This window comes from Variovorax sp. LjRoot84 (genome assembly GCF_964254305.1).
In the GTDB taxonomy this organism is placed as follows: domain Bacteria; phylum Pseudomonadota; class Gammaproteobacteria; order Burkholderiales; family Burkholderiaceae_C; genus Variovorax.
In genome coordinates this window covers 4,409,004-4,429,736 of the sequence record NZ_CAXUTE020000001.1, presented here as the reverse complement: position 1 = coordinate 4,429,736, position 20,733 = coordinate 4,409,004, and the positions used below count along the sequence as shown (strand labels likewise).

The window sequence follows — 20,733 nt, the reverse complement described above, 5'->3', positions numbered from 1 at the left end:
TGAATATGGTTGAGTGCTGCACCATTGGCAACCCGCAGCTGATCAAACCTACATTTGAGCCCTCAACTTTTTGGTTGAGCCCTCAATTTTATTGGAAAGCCATCAATGACAAACCCCAGTTCCAGGAAAGTCGCCCTTGTCACCGGGGCTTCTTCCGGCATCGGCGCCGTCTATGCGGATCGCCTTGCTGCGCGTGGATACGACCTCATTCTTGTCGCCCGGCGCGCCGACCGCCTGGAAGCCCTCTGCGCACAGGTCTCGAAGGCGCACGGTATCAAAGCCGAGCCGGTCGTTGCCGACCTGACCAAGGACGAGGACCTGGCGCGGATCGAGACGATTCTGTCCACCGAAGCCGGGGTGCGCGTCCTGGTGAACAACGCCGGCATCGCACGACTGGGACCGTTGGCCCAGAGGTCCGCAGGCGACGCGCTGTCCCAGATCGCCCTCAACATCACGGCGTTGACGCGCCTCACTCAAGCGGCCGTGCCGGCCTTCATCGCGAGAAACGAGGGGGTGATCATCAACATCGCTTCCGTGCTGGGCATCCATTCGCTGCCCATCAGCGCCGTCTACAGCGGCACCAAGGCCTTCGTTCTGCAATACAGCCGAGGTCTGCAGCAAGAGCTGGCCGGCACCGGGGTGAAGGTTCAGCTGGTCCTGCCGGCATCGACAGCCACCGAGATCTGGGATCTGTCGGGCGTCCCACTGGCGGCCCTCAACAAGGAGGCCTTGATGACGACCGAGCACATGGTCGATGCGGCCCTTGCGGGATTGGACCAAGGCGAAGCGATCACGTGGCCGTCGGTTGCCGATGCAGCGCTGTGGGACAAGTACGAGGCCGCGCGCTCCGAACTCTTCGCCGCCACCCAGGTTGGAACGCCGGCTCCGCGCTACCGGATCGGTTGAGCCGCTGCAGGCCCAAAGCCCTCCCTTCTTCTCTTTTCTCATTCCATTTTCTCAGGACAGTCCATGCTTTTCGACGCCTTCTCCCTGCGCGCCACCCCGCTCAAGAACCGTGCCGTGATGTCGCCGCTCACCCGCAGCCGCGCGGTCGACAACAACACGCCCAACAGCCTGATGGCCACGTACTATGCCCAGCGCGCGGGCGCCGGCCTCATCATCACGGAAGGAACCTCGCCGTCGCCCAACGGCTTGGGCTATGCCCGGATCCCGGGCCTGTTCAACGACGCCCAGGTGCAAGGCTGGAAGCTTGTGACCGACGCAGTCCATGCCAAGGGCGGCAGGATCGTCGTGCAGCTCATGCACACCGGCCGCGTGACCCACAAGGACAACCTGCCGGCCGGCGCCGAAGTGCTCAGCGCTTCAGCGGAGACATGCCCGGGCCAGATGTGGACGGATACGCAGGGCAACCAGCCGCACACGCCGCCGCGCGCCATGACCGAAGCCGACATCCAGATTGCGATCGGCGAGTACACAAGGGCCGCGCGCCTTGCCATCGAAGCCGACTTCGACGGCATCGAACTGCACGCGGCCAATGGTTACTTTCTCGAGCAGTTCCTGAACGCCAACGTCAACCGCCGCACCGACGGCTACGGCGGCACGGCCGAAGGGCGCAACCGGCTGGTGCTCGAGGTCGCCCGTGCGGCCGTGAAGGAGATCGGCGCCGAGCGAGTGGGCATCCGCTTGTCGCCGCACGGCGTGCTCAATGGCACCGGCGCATTCGAAGGCGTGGACGGACAGTACCTGGCGCTGGTGAAGCAGCTCTCCGCGCTCGGCCTCATGTACGTTCACGTGCTGGACCATTCGGCCATGGGCACCCCGCCTGTCCCGGCAAAGCTGAAGACCGATCTGAGGGCTGCGTTCGACGGCCCCTTCATCCTTGCCGGCGGACTCGACAAAGCCAGCGCACAACGGGCCCTGAGCGAAGGCCGCGCGGACCTGACGGCCATGGGCAGGGCTTTCATCGCCAACCCCGACCTGGTCGATCGCATGCGCCAGGACGCGCCGCTGAACGCGCCCGCGTCGGACACGTTCTACACGCCCGATGCCAAGGGCTACACGGACTATCCGACGCTCGCCGGCTAGACATCGCACTGTTGCAAACATGCCGGTGAGTAGTACTGACACAGGCACCACCGGTCCCACCGGTCCCACCGGTCCGGTGCTTCTGTGCCGTCGACGAACCCGCGCTCTCGGCCATAGAAGGTGGGCGTGCGTCGTGAAGTTCTGGTTGTGGCCGAATGTAGCCCGTCGTGGCCTCGGAGCTTTGGGCCCGTTGCCGTCCTCCGGCTTTCACTTCTGAACTTCCGCACCGCAGCGCGGCCCTTGGGTGTCGGAGCACCAGACGTCGGCGGCCGGCCCAAGACCTGACGGTCGAGCGCGGCACTCCAGAGTAGTCTGTGAACGCGAATGAATCGTCTCAAGTGAGCCTTCCGTGCCACAGCGACAGGTCGTGCAGCGTCTCGCGCAAGGCCTTGAACCGCTGCGCGCCGAAATGTGCAGTCCATTCTTGCTCGATCGCGACTTGGCAATTGCGAATCTGAGCAAACATTTCCCAGCCACAACGGCAGGATGAGGCTGCCGCACAATCCGACAAGCTCGCATGCGATTGGCCACGCGGAGCGTAACATTCATCGGCAACTAGCAAGGGGGTCGACGGATGTGAACGAATCTGGTCTCAGGCAGCGCCTGGCAGCGATCCTCGCCGCGGATGCGGCGGGCTATTCGCGCCTGATGGCGAACGACGACCGCGCGACCGTGGCCGCGCTCGATGCGGCGCGCGCGGTATTTCGTGCTCAGATCGAGTCGAACCATGGCCGTGTGATCGACATGGCTGGCGACTCGGTGCTCGCCGTGTTCGAGACCGCGGCCGGAGCGGTCACCGCGGCCGTTGCTGTTCAGCATGAGTTAGGCATGTCCTGCGACGCCGCGCCGCAGGATCGGCAAATGCGCTTTCGGATCGGCGTTCACATGGGCGACGTGATCGAGAAGGCGGACGGCACGGTGTACGGCGACGGGGTGAACATTGCAGCGCGGCTGCAGGCGCTGGCCGAACCGGGCGGCATCACCGTATCGGATGCAGTGCACGGGGCCGTGAGGAGCAAGGTCAGCGCGGAGTTTGTCGATCAGGGCGAACAGCAGGTGAAGAATATCGGCCATCCAGTGCGGGCCTTCAAGGTGGCGCCCGCGAGGCCATCGGTGAATGTCGCCGCGGCGGCATCGCCATCGTTTGCGCCGGTGCTGCGTCTGCCTGACAAGCCCTCGCTCGCGGTGCTGCCGTTCACCAATATGAGCGGAGACCCCGAGCAAGAGTACTTCGCCGATGGCATCACGGAAGACATCATCACCGACGTCTCCCAGATATCCGGCCTGTTCGTGATCGCCCGCAACTCGTCCTTCACCTTCAAGAAGCAAAACGTCGACATCAAGGACGTCGGAAGGAAGCTCGGCGTTCGACATGTGCTCGAAGGCAGCGTGCGAAAGGTTGGCATGAGAGTGCGCATCAATGTGCAACTCATCGATGCCGAATCCGGCGGCCACGTCTGGGCCGAGCGCTATGACCGGGACCTCGAGGACATCTTCTCGGTCCAGGACGAAGTGACGCGAAAGATCGTCCATACGCTCGAAGTGACCCTCACCGGCAGCGAAAGGGCGCGCCGGCAGGATCGCGGCAAGGTCAATGTCGAGGCCTACGACTGCCTGATTCGCGCGAAAAGCTGCATCCGGGATTTCAATGCCGCAGCGCTCGTCGAGGCCCGTGCCATGCTGGAGCGCGCGCTGGCGATCGACCCGGGGCTGGCGCAGGCCTATGCGGGCTTGGCGATATGCAGCGGCGTCGAGTATGTCAACGCATGGAATGGTCGCACGGCGAGCGATCTGGAACAGGCCCTGGCGCTGGCACGCAAGGCGTGCGAGGCCGACGCGTTCGAAGCGGTTTCGCATCACGCGCTGGCCGTCGCCCTGATGTGGCTGCGAAGGCTGGACGAAGCCGAGAGCGCGGCGCGGCGGGCGATCGAGCTCGACCCGAACTCTTCCCAATCCCATGGGGCCCTGGGCAACGTGCTGCATTTCACCGGACGGCATGAGCAAGCGCTCGAGTCATTGGAACGGGCGCTTCGGCTCGACCCGGAATTCAACCTGTGGATGCATGCTCTGGGGCGGGCCCTATTCGCCCTCGGGCGCTACAACGAGGCCGAAGCGACGTTCAAGCGGCGCCTGATCCATATGCCCGCATCGGACGTCACGCGCGCCTACCTTGCCTCGCTTTACGGTCATACCGATCGTCAAGACGAGGCCCGTCGAGTCTGGCGAGAACTGATGGCCATAAACCCCCAGTACACGATCGAACACACGATGCGAGTCCTGCCCTACAGGAACCCTGCGCCGCTCGAACAGTTCGTGGAGGGTCTGCGCAAGGCCGGGCTGCCGCAATGAGTCCGGTATGGCGGTTGTCTAGTCAACGCTCTTTGGAGCGCGCGTCAGTCCTCCAGTGCCCGAATGGGTTGGTTCGGGCCGATGGCCGAACGTCTGGGCTCAAGCTGACTGTAGCCCTTCATGCCGCAGGACCTTGGGGTCCCAGCGGGCATTGACCATCGCTGAGAGAGGTCGCTCGGAGGCCCTCAGTGGCATTGGCACTCGCGCGGCCCATCTCGTGCGCCTGTCATCGTCTTGGGATAGACCCGAAGCATATCGCCCTCCTTGCCCTGGGAGACACAATAGTCATGGCATCGCTGTGCGGGCGAACCGAACCACTCATAGCCATAGAGGCTTTTGAGCACGCCGGCGATGCCAAACGTTGCAAAGACAGCGGCCACAGCCAACCCAAGAGGTACGCGAAGTTCTTGCTCGGGACGGATGATGTTGGGCGTCTCATGTCGGAGGGCTGCGTTGAACGGCTGGTTTTGGCCGAATTTTGCCGGACGCAAGAAGCCACTCATATCAGCGAGCCGCCTGCCGGAGGAATCGGAGAACCTGAGCTGCACCGTGACGTGCGGCATCGGTGCGGAGTGAAGAGAAGCTCGAAAATGCGCCGTCAGCCGTTTCCGCGTTTGCGGGTTCCCCGGCTTCAAGGGTTGCCGCTTGACTCTCAAGCCGAGTTGCACAACGGCGCCACGTGGCGGCGTCCGCGTGCTCGCTCAGGTACGCGACTCGACGTAGGTTCCAAGACCACCAATCAACGGTTGGCGGCACGAACGATTCGTCAAGGAAAACCGTGCAGTCCAGCAGCTGCTGGCGCACCGGCTCCATGACGCGGTCGAAATCACCCAAGAACTCCACAGAGGAGACGGCCGCCGAGCCGTCTTGCATCGACAGCAAGTGGACGTTGCCCGCGTGCAAGCGCTCAGGGCCAACTAGCTGGCTCAAGGCGAGACGAAAGGAAAGGCGTCCCGCCGACTCCTCTCCGTGGCCGAAGACTCTGTCGATTGCCGCCTCAATGCTCGGGAAGACCACGTTCACCGTGCATGCAAGGCCAAGCATCTCCGGCGAAGGCAAGCCCAGGCCGGTTGGACCAAAGGGTTCGTGAACAATCAGCTTGTTTTCAACCTCCTCAGACGGCTGTTGATACATCGTGAGCCTGGAAGACGGACGCTCTTGTCGCTCCCAACCTCTGCGTTCGAATTCATCGGCAAGGTGCTGCAGCGCCCACGCCAGTGCTGTTTTCCTTGAAGTCGACTTCATTGCCTCAGGTGTGATGAAAACAAACCATTCGAGACCGGCGGGCGACCGTCCGCTGCTGGCTGCAGCCACAGATCAGATTTGCCGGTCCAGCCCATCAACGGCGGACCGGAGTTTCCATGCTGCCAGGCGATCGCTGGTAGTTGAACCGAAACACCTGGCGGCAACTCTTTCGAACCACGCCTACCTTGAATACGCTGTCAGCAATTGATCTCACAGCGGACGAATCAAATACGTCGACAGGCTCCGATTCGCTCACGCGGACATCCTTTGCTTTGGCAGAACCGTCGAGTTCATAAGTGACAACCACCCACCCTTCCAGCTTTTTCTCGGCGGCACTCCGAGGGTAGACGGCTGGCGCCTGTTGTGCGATTGCCATGTCGCAACGAGATTCGGGGGTGGAGGGCGCAGGAAGCTGCTTTGTCGCGCAACCAGCAATCGCGCTTGCAACGAGGATGAGGGCAAAGCGAAGTTTCACAGATCGGAAGGTCAAAGAGTTATGAAAGCAACCGAGCGTCCGCTCCTGGCCGATTGTTGAGGGCCGCTCGGTTGGTGTGCACGCGCTTCAGGGCGAGCGGCTCCCAAACCCACAGAAATCGTTGTGTGCGCGCCGCGAAGGTCGGCTATGAGGCGAATTGAGCCTGCTCACCGAATGACGGGTTCTGGCCGCATTCTGCCTCTCAGACGAGGCACTCAGTGCGCGTACGGGGCCATCGAATGGGGCTCGGCTTCGACGAACGGCCCCCTGTTTGCTAGGCTTTCAGTTGATGATGGCATGAAGGTTCGATTCACCGAGCCACTCGCTTCACTTTTCGAACTCGACGAGAGTAGCGCTGGCTGCTGCCTCTGCCGTTGGTTCAAGTGTGCGCTTGAGCTTGTCGCCGTCCCAGAAATAGAAGTGGCATTGACCCGGGCTGTTGTCGCGCCATTTGACGCACATGGCGCCATCCTCTCGGGTCTCCCACGTTCCCGGAAAACCGCCGCCGGCGCCGCTGGTACCGCTTCCGTACCTTCGTCCTACGAGATTCGCAAATACGTCACTCTTACGTATATCCCACCGCACCGCCGCCCCGTCACTTGGACGATTGAACAGCAGAACTTTGCCAGTAAGCGCCTTGTCAACTTCCAGCTTAGACAAGTACTTTGGGACTTCCTCCGCAGCGGTGAGACACCCAAAAGTGACGCATGCAAGCGTCGCGAGCCGAGAAACAAAATTGTTCATCGTATGTCTCCTCAAGCCTGGAGCCACTCTAGTTGAATTCGCCGGTACGCGCGAGCCCAAGTGAGCGTCGATTCAAAACTGAAAGGCCGCGAGGGGGACGCGCTGACCGGGCGTCCCAGCAGGCTTTTGGCAGGAAGCGCATCGTGGTCGACTTGCCCGACCGCATGATGCCTTCGACGATGACTAGGCCGTAGCGCGGCGAGGCTACCTCGAACGTCGGCTCCTGGCCGCTTGTCGCCCTTGATGGCGCGAGCCTCCTCAACCTACATGCTGCTGGGACCCGTGATCGTCGCGCCTGGCGCTCGATCTGGCAGCGACTACGCTGACGCTTTGACAGCATCCTTCAATGCCTTGCCTGCCGTGAATTTAGGCGCCTTGCTCGCCTTGATCGTCATCTGCTCGCCGGTCGATGGATTGCGGCCGGTGCGCTCGGCACGGCTCGCCACGGTGAAATTGCCAAACCCGATGAGCTGCACGGCTTCCCCACGTGCCAGGGGCCGCGTCAGGTTTTCAACGGCCGAATCGAGTACGCGGCCGGCATCGGCCTTGCTGACGTTAGTGTCCGCAGCGATCGCGGCGATAAGTTCGGTCTTGTTCAAACTGAGGTTCCTTTCGAAAACATGATGAGCAGGATAGCTCCACATCTGAGCTTGTCAGAGGCTGGCAGGAAACGCCATGCCCGGAGATGGGTGTGAGACGGTAGTGGGCCCCTTGCGATCCGTCGCCCTCGATCGCTCAACGGCAGATATGCAGTGCGGGCGCGGCTGCTCCGGCGATCAGGTGATCGCTCCAGACCTCGCAAGCCGCTCGCCTGCAATCGCGCGGACCAACTTGCCTTCAATCGACCAACTGAGCCAGCGCCGACTCAGCTCTTGTCTGGTAGACCGTCGCACCCTGCTCCGAGGCGATGCGCACGGCGGTACGCAGCCAACCTTCGGCGAGTGCCGCGTTCACCGCCGAGTCCGCCAGCGCAAGCTCTGCGCGCAGCCGCCACATCTCCGGAACATGGATGCCGACTTCCGGCGAAATCAGCGTGTCGAAGGTGCGCGTGACGAGCGCCAACGCCTCCTTGCCGCGGCCGCCCCACCTCAGCGCTTCGATCATGACCAAATGCGGATACACGCCGAGGAAACTGTGCCTGACCGCCGTGTCGTAGTTCGCCTCCATCATGGCCAGCCCGGCGGCGATGTCCCCTTGCCGTGCGCGCGCCAGGCCGAGCATGAATTGCCCGAGCCCGCGCTGCAGCGGCAAGTCGTACTTCATTGCCACCTGCATCTCGCGCTCAGCCATGTTCTGGCAGGCTTCGATGTCGCCGGCCAGTTGCAGGGCGACGCTTCCCACCCCCAGTGCGAACGTCAGGCTGAGCGGATGCTGCACCGACTCCGCAAGCGCCAGCGCGGAGTCGAGGCTGGTGGCGGCATCTTGCGCCAGACCCCCCAGGCCCAGCCCGATGGCAGTGCAGCAATGGGCACAGACACCCAGGTCATGACCCGCATACACCTGGGACAGGCGGTGGTGGCGCTGCGCATCGTAGCGGCGAACGCCTTCACGAGACGCCTCCAGCATCTTCGCGGTCTGGCCCGTGAAGTACCAGATGCCCCAGCGGTGATGCAGGCCTTCCATCTGCAGATCGTCATCGCCGAGCTTGCGGCTGATCTCTGTCAGTTCATCGCCCAAGATGCGGGCATCGTCGAACTGGCGCGAGTTGACCTTGGTGATGTACAGCCCCCATGTCGCCTGGAACAGTTGCCGTTCGGAGTCGGCCTTCTTGGCCAGCGCATAGGCCTGCGTCAGCGCCGCTGCCATGTCATGGCTCAGCGGCCCGGACTGGATGTTGAAGGTCGCACCCAGTTTGAGCTTTGCTTCGATCGTGCAGCGCGCACGCGTCGCGGCGTCGGTGATTCGTTCTGCTTGCGCAAGCGCGGCATTCAGGTTGGCGATCGCCTCGGCATGGGCCGAGCGCCACCCCGACCTTTCCGCGGCAAGCATCCAATACGCGCACGATCGCTCTGGCTGCGCCGCGCGGTCGAAATGGTGGGCAACAATCTCAGGCGCGCTGGCGGCCGAGGTGTCCTGCTGCGATGCCAGCAGTTCGGCAATTCTCAGGTGCAAGGCCTGGCGACGGCTGCGCGACAGGCTTTCGTACGCCGCCTCCTGCACCAGAGAATGGTTGAAGCTGTAGCCATCCTGCTGCGAGTCCTCGGTGGCGAATACGAGGCCTGCACCGAGCAGCCGATCCAAGCCCGCGCGCAGCGTGGCCTCCTGCACGCCGGCAATGGCCGCCAGGAGCGGGTAGGAGAAATGGCGCCCGATCACGGAGGCTACCAGCGCAATGTCCTCGGCTTCGCCCAGACGATCCAGCCGGGACATCAGGGAATCCTGCAGCGTCGAAGGCACGACAACGGCGTGCGCAGCCTGCATGTCGATCACCGCCTTAGTGAGTTCTTCGACATACAACGGTACGCCGTCGCTGCGCTCCACGATCTGCTGGATCAGCGCCTCATCGATCGGCCAATCTCCAGCGGCGCGGCGGGCTATGGCAGCACTTTGTTCGTGTCCCAGCGGCTTGCATGAAATGGCCGTGGCGTTCATGTGCTCGCTCCAGGGTTTGCGGAATTCGGGCCGGTGGCTGACAAGGGCGAGCACCTTGCGCGACCCGATGCGCGACAGCAGCCGTTCCACCAGGCTTTGTGTCGTGGGATCGCTCCAGTGCGCGTCCTCCAACAACAACAGCACCGGCACATCGTCGGGCGTGGCGAGCACGAAGTCTTCGAGGATGACGAGTATTTCCAGGTTGCGCTGTGCCGTGGTCATCTCCATCGGCGACAGGCGGTCGGGCGTGGGAAGGTCGAGCAACTCCGCGATCAAGAGCAGGTCCCGGCGCGATGTCCGGCCGAGGCGCGGCAGCAGGGCTTCGAGCTTGCCCAGGTTCTCTTCTGTTGCGCGCTCGGGCTGAATCGCCGCTTCGTGCCGCAGCAACTGGGTCAGCGGGTACAACGCGCTGTTGCTGTGATAGGGAGAGCAATGGCAGCGCAGCAGCCGATGCGGCGTGTCGCGTACTCGCTCGGCGAGCGCCTCGACCAACCGCGACTTGCCCATTCCTGCATCGCCGCCGAGCAACACGAGGTGGCCGTTGCCCTGGACCGCGCGTTGCCATGAATCGAGAAGAAAGACCTGTTCCCGCTCTCGCGCAACGATCGGCCCGGCAAGTCTGCCGCGCGACGCGGCGAACCGACTCTCCACGCTGCGTTCGCGCACCACCTTCCAGACCGGGACAGGCTTGTCAAAGCCCTTCAGCGCGTGTTCGCCGGCGGACACGTACTCGAAGAATTCGCCACTGAGTTGCCGTGTCATCGGGCTCACCAGCACGCTGCCGGGTTCGGCAAGCGCTTGCAGACGGGCTGCCAAATTCGGCGTATCGCCGACCACTGTCTGTTCGCGTCCGTCACCGGCAGCGTGCCCGACGACCAGGCCCGTGGCGACGCCGACGCGGGCCTGCAGCGCCTGGCCATCGGGGCGCTGCAGACGAGCGACCGCCATCACCATCTCGAGTGCCGATCGGATCGCGCGCTCAGTCGACTGTTCCTGTGCCTGCGGATAGCCGAAGTAGGCCAGTACGCCGTCCCCCAGGTATTGGGCGATGTGGCCGTCGAAGCTCTCAATCACGCGGGCGCAGGCATCGCGATACCTGCGCAACAACTGGTCGAGGTCCTCGGGGTCGAGCTGGCTGGCGATCGCGGTCGAGCCCACCAGGTCCGTGAACACCACGGTGACCTGGCGGCGTTCGACCTCCTTGGCGGCCGGCGCAGGCGCAACGGGGCCGGCAGGCATGGTGGTGGCTTGCCGCAGCTTGGACGCGGCGGCGAGGAGCTTGCGGCGGTGGCCGAGCGACAGCCCCAGCTTTTCAAGGTCCTGTTCGGTCAGGTCCGGCACGACCGTCACGTCGATGTCGTTGCTGGCGAAGACTTCGCAATACCTCTCAAGGCCAAGACCTTGGAGCCACGAGCTGATGTCTGACATTCGAGGACCTCACGACGGTTCGTAAGCGCTCCTTGATTTCCTTGGGAAACAGGAGCCCAAGTTGCCTTTCGTGCGCGACTTGACCCAGTGTCGGCCGTCTCGATACCGGCTGCAAGCCCGTGCTGTCTGCACGAACCTGCAAAGGATACGATCTGCCGCATCCACCGGTGTGCTTGATGCCCAGCGCGGCGAAGCGCTCGCATGCCGAGCATCGACGGTCAGCATCTTATCGGCACCGAACGGCCAAGCGTCGGTAGTCGGTGGTCGGCCCAGCGCCGCTGAATGACAGCTCCCAAGTCTTGAGCTGCCGCCCGATTTGCGCGGCCCAAGGACCGGTGATGGCCGGATCCTGCCTTACAGCCAGTGGGTGTGCACGCGCTTCGCGCGGCGGTATGCGGAAGGGGCACTTTGCTGCCGACCGCCCACACGATCTATAGGCGTTCGGCCGAAACGGCGCCTGGTGGATGCCGTTGGCGACTCCGGGAGACGGCTTCCCTTCCGCAGGCCGTCGTGAGGGGGCACAACGACGCGGCCGTCGCGATCGACACAGGACGCGCAGCGCTAGTTTGGGCATTTATTAGCAGTTACCTGCCGTCCGAACCTGCGCGGGCGGGTGTCGTTCGGGCATTTGCGTCGGCGACCTAACGCTCGAGGAGCTTGGCGAGCCGCATGCCGCCTGGATCGCCGTTTGGGCATTTATTAGCTCAGAACACCTACTACTGTTGCAGAACGATTGTTCTAGGTCAATAAGTGCGCAAACAGCCGAGGGGCTCGGACCTCGCCGGCTGCCCATCATGTGTAGGTCGGGGTCAGACTGGTTGCGGACTTTGAACTTGCTTGGGCGAATGCGTACAGTCGGCCCTATGCAGCCGCCCAGCACCGACTCAAGTAGCCGAATCCCTCTCAGGCAGCAACGCCTCCAAGACGAAACGTGTCGGGCCGCTGGCGCCTCGGTCACTGATCGCGAGACCCAGCTGCCGCCATAGAGCCGGGCTGAGCGGGCGGACGGCGACGCGAGGATCACGCGCGGGCTCGTGCGATTCCTCCGGCAGCAAGGCCGCTCCGTAGCCGGCGGCGACCAGTGTCCTGATCGCATCGTTGTAGTTGAGCTCGACGCACGGCCGGCAATGGACGCCAGCCGTAGAGAACCATTCCGCGGTCAGCCGGTAAAGACGTGTAGAGGAGTCGTTCATGATCAGCGGTCGCTGGGCCAGCCACTGCGGGGTAAGCCGCTTGGGTGCTTTCCAGGCCGCCGGCAGAAAGGCGACGACAGCCTCGCGCCGCAGGGCAGTGACATGAACGCCGCGCACAGGCGCCTGCGGCAGCGCAACGACCGCCAGGTCCAGGCTACCTGCGGCGAGCCGGGCCATGCTGTCGTTGGAGGTCAGCACCTGCACGTTCACGTCGATGCCGGGATGGTTCCGGCCAAGACGTTCGAGCGCGGGCGGCAGCAGGTGCGCAATGGCGCCTGTCGAGGCACCCACCCGCACGCGGCCCGTTTTGCCTGCGAGCTGACGTCGAACGTCCTCCACTGCGTCGTCCGCGTCCGCCAGCAGCCTGCGGGCACGCACGATGAAGCGCTCACCCAAGGCGGTCGCTTGCGCGGGCCCCCGCCCACGAACGAGCAAGCGGCCACCCAATCGCGACTCCAGTTCCGCGATCTGAACGGTGACGGTGGGTGCTGCCAGGTGAAGGGCGCGTGCGGCATTGGCCAGGGACCCAAGGTCTGCGATGGCGACGAGGGTGCGCAGATGGTCAAGGCTCAATTCCCGCATCTCGCTAATTTAACTTTTCTTAATCCTGCGTTCCGTATATTTAGCTGGAGACATGGGAGTCGTATCCCTACGATTGCGCTCCATGGACCTCAATATTTTCATCGACGGCGACCAGGGCACCGCCGGCCTTGACCTGCAGAACCGACTCCGGGGTGGGGAATTTCGCATCCGCACATTACCGACAAACCTGCGCAAGGATGCGGCTGCCCGCCGGGCCGCTCTCAACGAGAGCGACATCGCAATCCTTTGCCTGCCCGATGCCGCGGCGCGAGATGCGGTGGCGATGATCGAGAACCCTTCGGTGCGGGTCATCGATGCCAGCTCGGCGCACCGCACCAGCCCGGGTTGGGTCTACGGCCTGCCGGAGCTCGATGCACGGCAAGGCGAACGTATCGCCTCGGCACTGCGGGTCACAAATCCGGGCTGCTATCCCACGGCCGCGGTCGCCCTGCTGCGGCCGCTGACGGATGCGGGCCTGTTGCCCGCCGACTATCCGCTTGTCATCCACGCCGTCTCAGGCTATTCGGGTCAGGGCAGGGCGGGGGCGGAAGCGCATGAGGCCGGGGCGGGGGCGCATTCACTGAAGGTCTATGGCCTTGCACTCGAGCACAAGCACGTGCCGGAAATTGAGGCCCACGCCGGCTTGGCGGACCGGCCTATCTTCGTGCCGGCCTATGGCAGCTACCGGCAGGGCATCGTGCTCACCATTGGACTGCACACGCGAATGCTTCCCGCCGATGTTTCTGGCGTGCGCATCCACGAATGCCTCAGGGAACGATACCGCGATGCGGCGCATGTGCGTGTGATGCCGATGTCTTCCGCCGCGCCGATGACCGAACTGGACCCTCAAGTCCACAACGGCTCAAACGACATGAGTCTGGCCGTTGCATGCAATGAACGCACAGGTCAGATCGTCTTGAGCGCGGTTCTCGACAATCTGGGCAAAGGTGCCGCAGGCGCGGCCGTGCAGAACCTGCGCCTGATGACGAGGGCTTCGTAGCCCACGTTGTGAATCCGAAGCGTTGATGGGGAGAGGCACTTTTCTGAAGTTAAAGCCCAACCTTGGCGTGGCGAGCTTCCGCTTTTGCTGCATAAGCGAACCTTGGGCATGTTGTCCACCGGCGGCTCTGGCTTCTTGAATTCGACAAGCGGCCGTCCGACGATCCTCATCAGCACCTGCGCCAACGGCATGTCGGGCCAGAAGAACGTTGCAGACGGCTGTCGCGGGCGGTGCTCTCCGTTCGTCCTACCTTGCATGCGGTCGGACGGGTTGGTTGCTTCGGCAGTCGCTTCGAATGTGAGCCGAAGAGCTCGCTGATTGCGAGCCGGAAGGATTCGGATTCCAACCCGCTACAGGTAGCTTTGATACTCGTCTCGCGCCTCAGTCTGGCCGCATTCCGACCTTTGCACCGCATCATTCCCGGACGTTGGTCCGCTTGAGTCGAGCACTTGGGATGTCTAGATCAATGCCCGCAGTCGGCGCTGGGCTCGGTCGAGTCCGACGACTAAGCGATTCTCGATACTTTCCGCCTCCGTGATTCGCTCGTCGAGCCATGCTGCATCCGTGCATCCGACTTGGGACATCTTCTGCATCATGACGCCGATGAGGGCGTTTTGATCCGTGATCAACCCATCCCAGAGGTCAATATCCGCCTGGGCGCCTTGTATTTCTACGTAGCTGGCCGTCATCGTTGTCTCCTGCGCACTTGGCTGCATAGGCGTAGCGGCGTTAATTTGCGAATAGGCCGTGTCCGGACATACGAGGCAAGACCATTTTGTTCGTGAAAATCGCGACCAGACATAGCTTCCGCCTGGCGATCGGCAGGCCGCGCTTGAGGAGGCCATCGTTCGTTGGCCTCCTGCAATGTCCAGTTGGCGAAGGTCCAGCACCACGGCGTTGCATGCGATGGCGTCGCCGGGCGCTCGCAACGGCGACTGCCTTGAAGCTACGTCAAATCGGCAACCATGAGGATTGTCTAGACCATGTCGAACCGGCCAAGGTTCATCACCTTGGTCCACGCCGCGATGAAGTCCTTCATGAACTTCTCCTGCGCGTCCGAACTGCCGTAGACCTCGGCCAGGGCGCGCAGCACTGAATTGGAGCCGATGGCCAAGTCCACGCGCGTCGCGCTGCCCTGGCGCTCGCCCGTCTTGCGTTCAACTCCCTCGTACAGGTTGTTCTCGCCGGGCACAGCCTTCCAGGTCGTGTTCAGGTCGAGCAGGCGCACGAAGAACTCGTTGGTCAGCGCGTGCTCCTTCTGGCTGAAGATGCCGTGCTTGGTGGCACCGACGTTGGCGCCCAGCGCGCGCATGCCGCCCACCAGCACCGTCATCTCGGGCGCGGTCAGGGTGAGCAGCTGCGCCTTGTCGATCAGCAGCGCATCGGCGGGAACGTTGTAGTCCTTCTTGAGGTAGTTGCGGAAGCCGTCGGCCACCGGCTCGAGCACCGCCATGGCTTGCACATCGGTCTGCTCCTGCGACGCGTCCATGCGGCCCGGGGTGAAGGGCACCGGCACGTTGTGACCGGTGTTCTTGGCCCCCTGCTCGACGCCGGCGCAGCCGGCCAGGACGATCAGGTCGGCCATCGAGACCTTCTTGCCGCCTGATTGTGCCTTGTTGAACTCGCCCTGGATTCCTTCCAGCGTCTGGAGCACCTTGGCCAGCTTGGTCGGCTCGTTGACTTCCCAGTCCTTTTGAGGCGCGAGGCGGATGCGGCCGCCGTCGGAGCCGCCCCGCATGTCGGAGCCGCGGAAGGTGGAGGCCGAGGCCCAGGCCGTCAGCACCAGGTCGGATACCGACAGGCCCGAGGCCAGCACCTTGGACTTGAGCGCCGCGATGTCCTTGTCGTCGATCAGGGGATGGTCGACCTTCGGAATCGGGTCTTGCCAGATCAGCTCTTCGGCGGGCACTTCCGGGCCGAGGTAGCGCGAGCGCGGGCCCATGTCGCGATGCGTCAGTTTGAACCAGGCACGCGCAAACGCGTCGGCAAGCTGCTCGGGGTGCTCGAGGAAGCGCCGCGAGATCTTTTCGTAGGCAGGGTCGATGCGCAGTGAAAGATCGGTGGTCAGCATGGTGGGCACGCGCTTCTTCGACTTGTCATGGGCATCCGGAATGTCCGCCGCAGCGCCCTTGGCCTGCCACTGTCCCGCGCCGGCCGGGCTCTTGACCGGTTCCCACTCGAACTTGAACAGGTTCTCGAAGAAGTGGTTGCTCCACTGCGTCGGCGTCTGTGACCAGGTGACTTCCAGGCCGCTGCTGATCGCATCGCCGGCGATGCCGCTGGCGTGAGTGCTCTTCCAGCCCATGCCCATCTCTTCCAGGTCGGCCGCTTCCGGGGTCGAGCCGACGAGGTCTGCCGGGCCGGCGCCGTGGGTCTTGCCGAAGGTGTGGCCGCCGGCGATCAGGGCGACGGTTTCCTCGTCGTTCATCGCCATGCGGGCGAAGGTTTCGCGGATGTCCCTGGCCGCCGAGACCGGGTCCGCGTTGCCGTTCGGGCCTTCCGGGTTGACGTAGATCAGGCCCATCTGCACCGCAGCGAGCGGGTTTTCCAGGTCGCGGTCGCCGGTGTAGCGCTTGTCCTCCAGCCACGTCGTCTCTTTGCCCCAGTAGACGTCCTGGTCGGGCTCCCAGGTGTCCGGACGGCCGCCGCCGAAGCCGAAGGTCTTGAAGCCCATCGATTCCAGGGCCACGTTGCCGGTCAGGATCATCAGGTCGGCCCAGGAGATCTTGCGGCCGTACTTCTGCTTGATCGGCCACAGCAGTCGGCGCGCCTTGTCGAGGTTGACGTTGTCAGGCCAGCTGTTGAGCGGCGCAAAGCGCTGCTGGCCCCGGCCGCCGCCACCACGCCCGTCGCCGGTACGGTAGGTACCGGCGCTGTGCCAGGCCATCCGAATGAACAGAGGCCCGTAGTGGCCGAAGTCCGCCGGCCACCAGTCCTGTGAGTCCGTCATCAGCGCACGCAGATCCTTCTTCAGCGACTCGTAGTCGAGGCTCTTGAACTCCTTCGCGTAGTCGAAGTCCTTGCCCATCGGATCGGACTTGGAGGAATGTTGGTGAAGCAGGTCCACCCGCAACTGGTTGGGCCACCAGTCACGATTGACAGTGCCGCGGGCCACCGCATGGTGGAACGGGCACTTGGCTTCCGCTTGATTCTGGCTCATGGGGAGTCTCCAGTTTTTTGATTGAGACGTAAGCATTTTGGATCCGCACGGACGAATAGGGCAAACGCTTTGCCTATGACGGTGATAGCCCATTGCCACGTTGACGGACCGCGGTCGCAACCATGGCAGGTAGGCGGGGTGGGGACTCAGAAGGCGGTGGACGGATTTTGGGCGCTGGCGGTGAAATCACGTCTGTCGCAACGAGGAGGTTGTAACGAGCGAAGGCGGCTGCGAGGCACTGGGCTCAAAACGCCAGGCTGTAGAACTGGTTGGCAGCGGCCGTGACTTGGCCTTTGGCATAGGCCAGCTGCCCCATGTTGACCATGTGCATGGCTTCGATGCCGGCGATGTCGATTCTCGGCAATCGCTGCATAGCCGCTGAAAGAAGCGCCCGCTTCGCTTCCACGCGTGCTTTTGTTCAATGCCATCAGCATCACTCCGTCGAAGCAGGGGGCGCGCTTCGGATCTCGAACGCGCAGCAGGCGGGCGGGTGCGGCCGGCGGGCCGCGAGCGCCCCGCGCCTTGGAAATCCAGGGCGGCGGAGCCTTTGCCATTCCGGCTGTGGAGGCTGGGGGCTCGATCTTGGCAGCGCCTGGGGCCTCCAGGGCAGGCGGCCGAGAGGGCGGTTGCACGGTGCCTCGCACGGGCGGCGCTGCGGGCTTGATATGCCTCATCGATCTCAAGGCCCTCAGCGATGCATGGCCTAGGTACCCACCAAGGAGCCGGCAGCTGCGTACACGGAGGTCCAGCCCTCCCACGTCAGGACACTGGCTACAAGTCTGATGGCCACGATGAAGAGGAACGCCAGCAGCCGTGTCCTCGAGCTGCGCGACTGAACAACTTCTGCCGAGGCCTGCCGACCGATCGGTTGCGTCCGGTGCAGTAGGTGCCAAAGAAGGTTGTCTGGTCGGTCCGTGCGCGCCTCGGCGATGGGCCATGAATTTGTCGAGCGTGCTGTTCTTTCCCCGGGGGGCGAAGCTCCCTAAAGCAGGCCTCTTTCGGCCTATTTCCTTGACAAGCGGTCAGTAATCCCAGTCGACCGGTATCCAACGAAAGACGTCGCCGGCGACCGCCACCCGGCCGACGGACGGGAACGACAGGTGCGCGGCCACCAGCGGCTCGCGGGTCGCCGCCAGCTCCCGCAAGAGACGGACCCGGACGCGGACCGCCTCCTCGGGGTCGTGGTCGAAAGCGTTGTACCAGTCGGGGCGGTCGAAATGGTCCGGGAACACGGCATCGCCGAGGAACGTCAGCCGGTCGCCGCCGGACGCGAGGCGGACCACGCTGTGCCCGGGGGTGTGGCCGCCGGTGCGACAGACGACCACCCCCGGCGCCACCTCGTACTCCGCCTCGAACGGCCGCAGCTGGCTGCGGTACTCGTCCATGACCCGCCCGGCGGCCGACCGAAGCACGTCCGGCATCCGCGGCGGAAAAGAGTTGCGGGAGAAATCGGGCGACGCCCAGAACTCGGCCTCGGCGGCCGCCAGGTGGATCGGCACGTCCGGACGCAGCCTGCCCTTCAGCCCGTCGGCGAGCAGCCCGCCAACGTGGTCCACGTGCAGGTGGGTAAGCACCACGTCGGTCACGGATGCGGGATCGATGCCGGCGGCCTCCAGTCGCATGGCCAGAAGCCCCCCGGCCCGCGGGAAGTCCGGGTACTCCGCCCCCATCCCGGCGTCGATGAGTACGGTCCAGCCGCCGCTGCGCACCACGACCACGTTCAGCGGCCACTTGTACACGTCCGACGGCTGGAGCCTGTCGTCCAGCCAGGCCGCCAGGTCGGCCGGGTCGGCATTGGTGGCCAACGTCGTGGCTGGCAGCGGAAACACCCCATCGCTGATCACCAGCACGTCAATCTCGCCGACCCGCAGCGCGTAACGGGACGGAACCAGCTCGTCGGGCCTCTGGCTACCGGGGCGCAAGGTGTCATCTACAGAAAACATCATGAAATCTCCAATAGACGGCCCGATTGCCCGGGCCAAACCAGTCGGACGACTGGCAGCAAGTCTCCGTTCAACACCTCAGGGTTGTCGGGCACGGATCACGGCAGAAGGCCGTATGTGTTCCATCGTAGATAGGGAGGGGGCACGAGCGGTAGGCCTGCAAGCGGGCGCACAGTGGTGCCTGAGACGCACCAATCAGCACCATGAAGGAGGACTGAGCCCGAAGGCCGCAGAGATCATCCACTTCACGCCGACCTACAGTTCCTGGCTCAACCAGGTTGAGCGATGGTTCGCGCTGATCACCGAGCGCGCCATCCGACGCAACTCGTTTATGGCCAGACCCGCCGCTGCGTGTTGTTTGGGGTCCCAGGAAGAACCGACACGTCTGTCGCACGCTTCGCCCAGATAGCCGGAACCCACCGACGCCGAGAACGGGGCCTCCACCCGAGGGGGCTGCAGGGCCGGATCGCTCCAATATGCGGCCGACACGATCGGCGACGGGACGCGCCTCGTTCGAGCAGATATTTGCTTATGCGCGCCTTCCGTTCCTGCCCGGGCGGATGTTGTTTGTGAATTTGTTTCGCCTACCTTCAAGCTCGAGAGGCCTGGCTTGCCCCGCGCTGCCTGGGTCGCAGTCTGTGCATTTATTTGCCCGGAATACCGCGGCGGGCGGGGGGCCGAGCGCTGTTGCCGGTGCGCCGCGCGCGGCGCAGAAAGTGACCGATGCGCGCAACCGTTCACGCGAGCGAGACCGCGTGTCACGGCAAAATCACCCAATGACTGAACCCGGCGAACTCTCGGACGCTGAGCTGCGGGAGCGCGCTCTCGCTTGGCGCCGGCTGGCCCTCCAGGGTGCGTTGCACGCGCGGGGCTACGCCCATGAATACGAGACCGAGATTCGTCGCCGCACCCGAGCGATGACGACATTGGGCGCTCGGCTCGATAGGACGTCGCTGTCGGCGCGTCCCCGACCCTGGTGGCAGTTCTGGTGAGGCTCGCGACCTTCCTGTTGGACGTTGCGGACGTGCTAGCCCTGCGTACTTTCGGTGGAAAGCGGAAGCCCGGGGGCCGCTACTCGCAGTGGCCGCAATGCGGACTTTCAACACGTTCGGCTTGGCCATCCGCATGGTCGCGCTTCGACCCTGAGCCGACCTACGTCATGAACTTCACCGGCTGGCGCAGGATCGTTTTGAGCTTGGCCGATTCAGTCTTGCGCGGATCGCTCAGATAGATCTCATGGTGTGGGCCGTTGAAGGCCATCCCCTCGTTCGGCATCACCTCACCATGGAGCCGGGCCAAAACCGGACCTTCCTCATCATAGCTACCCACATGCAGGGTCTGGAGCGACAGCCCTTCACCATAGGGTTCGAGGCGCAGGCTTTGCGGGGGCTGGCCGAGCTTCCCGCTCGTCTTGGCCACCGCGTTCTCGAATATGTCACGGGTGACGAAATCAGGGACCATGATCATCATCGTCCAGCGCCACTGGTCCTTTTCGCGCGTGATGAAGCTCTTGGGATCGTCGGCCCACCACAATCCTTCCAGCGGCGGCACCACATAGTCCTTGCCGAGTGCCGCCTTCGCAGCGAACTTAGTGGCATAGCTGACCCCGTAGAGCCATTCGACCGCCGAACGGTAAGCTGGCGCGGTGTTGGGATCGCCTTCGCCGTCCACCTTTACGAACTGCATCTGCGGCACTTCGACCGAAGCGAACTCCCCGGCAGGCGGGTTATAGAGTGGCTTAAGGGTCTTTTTGAAATCGATCTTCTCCATCCTCGTCACAATCCTCGCTCGTGTCGCCTTTTCCACCCGCTGGCGTCATCTCCGCCTAGCGGTGGTAACGACTGCTCTCGGGCCCTATCCGGTCGTTCGGGCTTTGAGCCTGCCTGCCCCAAACCTGACATACACAAACACAAACACATTTCCCGTCGCGCGGGCACATTGCCGGCGCCCCGCGAGCTCGCGCATCGTCGGCCCGG

General features: G+C 63.8%; 16 protein-coding genes. 4 read left to right on the top strand and 12 right to left on the bottom strand.

All coding sequences use genetic code 11. From position 1 onward, the window contains the following. Nucleotides 1-105 precede the first annotated feature (105 nt). The 3 genes from ACSQ9I_RS22020 (at nucleotide 106) to ACSQ9I_RS22010 (ending at nucleotide 4,395) form a co-directional block, all read left to right on the top strand. Nucleotides 106-906 carry an SDR family NAD(P)-dependent oxidoreductase gene (locus ACSQ9I_RS22020; RefSeq protein ID WP_436314463.1) on the top strand — a complete coding sequence of 267 codons (801 nt, stop codon included), beginning with the start codon at nucleotides 106-108 and terminating at the stop codon, nucleotides 904-906. 63 nt (nucleotides 907-969) lie between these two features. Then, on the top strand, nucleotides 970-2,046 hold the full coding sequence (locus ACSQ9I_RS22015) for an alkene reductase (protein WP_436314462.1): 1,077 nt from the start codon (nucleotides 970-972) through the stop codon (nucleotides 2,044-2,046). A gap of 576 nt (nucleotides 2,047-2,622) precedes the next feature. After that, complete coding sequence (locus ACSQ9I_RS22010) at nucleotides 2,623-4,395, top strand: adenylate/guanylate cyclase domain-containing protein (RefSeq protein ID WP_436314461.1); 1,773 nt, start codon at nucleotides 2,623-2,625, stop codon at nucleotides 4,393-4,395. A 185-nt stretch (nucleotides 4,396-4,580) separates the two neighbouring features. Here ACSQ9I_RS22010 and ACSQ9I_RS22005 read toward each other — a convergent pair whose 3' ends face one another. The 7 genes from ACSQ9I_RS22005 to ACSQ9I_RS21975 all read right to left on the bottom strand — a co-directional run bounded on the left by ACSQ9I_RS22005 (nucleotide 4,581) and on the right by ACSQ9I_RS21975 (nucleotide 12,654). Then, nucleotides 4,581-4,898, bottom strand: coding sequence for a hypothetical protein (locus ACSQ9I_RS22005; RefSeq protein ID WP_436314460.1), 318 nt, complete (start codon nucleotides 4,896-4,898; stop codon nucleotides 4,581-4,583). A gap of 1 nt (nucleotide 4,899) precedes the next feature. Beyond that, entirely contained in the window at nucleotides 4,900-5,709 is an 810-nt protein-coding gene (locus tag ACSQ9I_RS22000; RefSeq protein ID WP_436314459.1) for a hypothetical protein, read from the bottom strand. 25 nt (nucleotides 5,710-5,734) lie between these two features. Further along, a complete protein-coding gene (locus ACSQ9I_RS21995; protein WP_436314458.1) occupies nucleotides 5,735-6,115 on the bottom strand; it encodes a TonB family protein in 381 nt (126 codons plus the stop codon). A 327-nt stretch (nucleotides 6,116-6,442) separates the two neighbouring features. Further along, a complete protein-coding gene (locus tag ACSQ9I_RS21990) occupies nucleotides 6,443-6,859 on the bottom strand; it encodes a hypothetical protein (RefSeq protein WP_436314457.1) in 417 nt (138 codons plus the stop codon). 317 nt (nucleotides 6,860-7,176) lie between these two features. Beyond that, nucleotides 7,177-7,458, bottom strand: a complete 282-nt coding sequence (locus ACSQ9I_RS21985) for an HU family DNA-binding protein (RefSeq protein ID WP_436314456.1) — start codon at nucleotides 7,456-7,458, stop codon at nucleotides 7,177-7,179. A 238-nt stretch (nucleotides 7,459-7,696) separates the two neighbouring features. Then, nucleotides 7,697-10,879 (bottom strand): adenylate/guanylate cyclase domain-containing protein, encoded by a 3,183-nt coding sequence (locus ACSQ9I_RS21980; protein ID WP_436314455.1) that lies wholly within the window; start codon nucleotides 10,877-10,879, stop codon nucleotides 7,697-7,699. A gap of 884 nt (nucleotides 10,880-11,763) precedes the next feature. Beyond that, the gene (locus ACSQ9I_RS21975) at nucleotides 11,764-12,654 is read right to left on the bottom strand and encodes a LysR family transcriptional regulator (RefSeq protein ID WP_436314454.1); all 891 of its coding nucleotides are present in this window, start codon (nucleotides 12,652-12,654) and stop codon (nucleotides 11,764-11,766) included. Nucleotides 12,655-12,736: 82 nt separating this feature from the next. On the opposite strand from ACSQ9I_RS21975, the gene argC reads away from it, so the two are divergent. Further along, nucleotides 12,737-13,654, top strand: coding sequence for an N-acetyl-gamma-glutamyl-phosphate reductase (argC, locus tag ACSQ9I_RS21970; protein WP_436314453.1), 918 nt, complete (start codon nucleotides 12,737-12,739; stop codon nucleotides 13,652-13,654). A 458-nt stretch (nucleotides 13,655-14,112) separates the two neighbouring features. On the opposite strand, the gene ACSQ9I_RS21965 is transcribed toward argC, so the two are convergent. From ACSQ9I_RS21965 to ACSQ9I_RS21945, 5 genes are all read right to left on the bottom strand, one after another. Then, on the bottom strand, nucleotides 14,113-14,343 hold the full coding sequence (locus ACSQ9I_RS21965) for a hypothetical protein (protein ID WP_093102713.1): 231 nt from the start codon (nucleotides 14,341-14,343) through the stop codon (nucleotides 14,113-14,115). A 287-nt stretch (nucleotides 14,344-14,630) separates the two neighbouring features. Further along, nucleotides 14,631-16,814, bottom strand: a complete 2,184-nt coding sequence (gene katG / locus ACSQ9I_RS21960; RefSeq protein ID WP_436314452.1) for a catalase/peroxidase HPI — start codon at nucleotides 16,812-16,814, stop codon at nucleotides 14,631-14,633. 244 nt (nucleotides 16,815-17,058) lie between these two features. Then, entirely contained in the window at nucleotides 17,059-17,220 is a 162-nt protein-coding gene (locus ACSQ9I_RS21955; RefSeq protein WP_436314451.1) for a hypothetical protein, read from the bottom strand. Between the two features lie 616 nt (nucleotides 17,221-17,836). Then, a complete protein-coding gene (locus ACSQ9I_RS21950) occupies nucleotides 17,837-18,757 on the bottom strand; it encodes an MBL fold metallo-hydrolase (RefSeq protein WP_436315799.1) in 921 nt (306 codons plus the stop codon). A gap of 1,152 nt (nucleotides 18,758-19,909) precedes the next feature. Continuing rightward, the gene (locus ACSQ9I_RS21945) at nucleotides 19,910-20,527 is read right to left on the bottom strand and encodes a GyrI-like domain-containing protein (protein ID WP_436314450.1); all 618 of its coding nucleotides are present in this window, start codon (nucleotides 20,525-20,527) and stop codon (nucleotides 19,910-19,912) included. Between the last annotated feature and the right edge of the window lie 206 nt (nucleotides 20,528-20,733).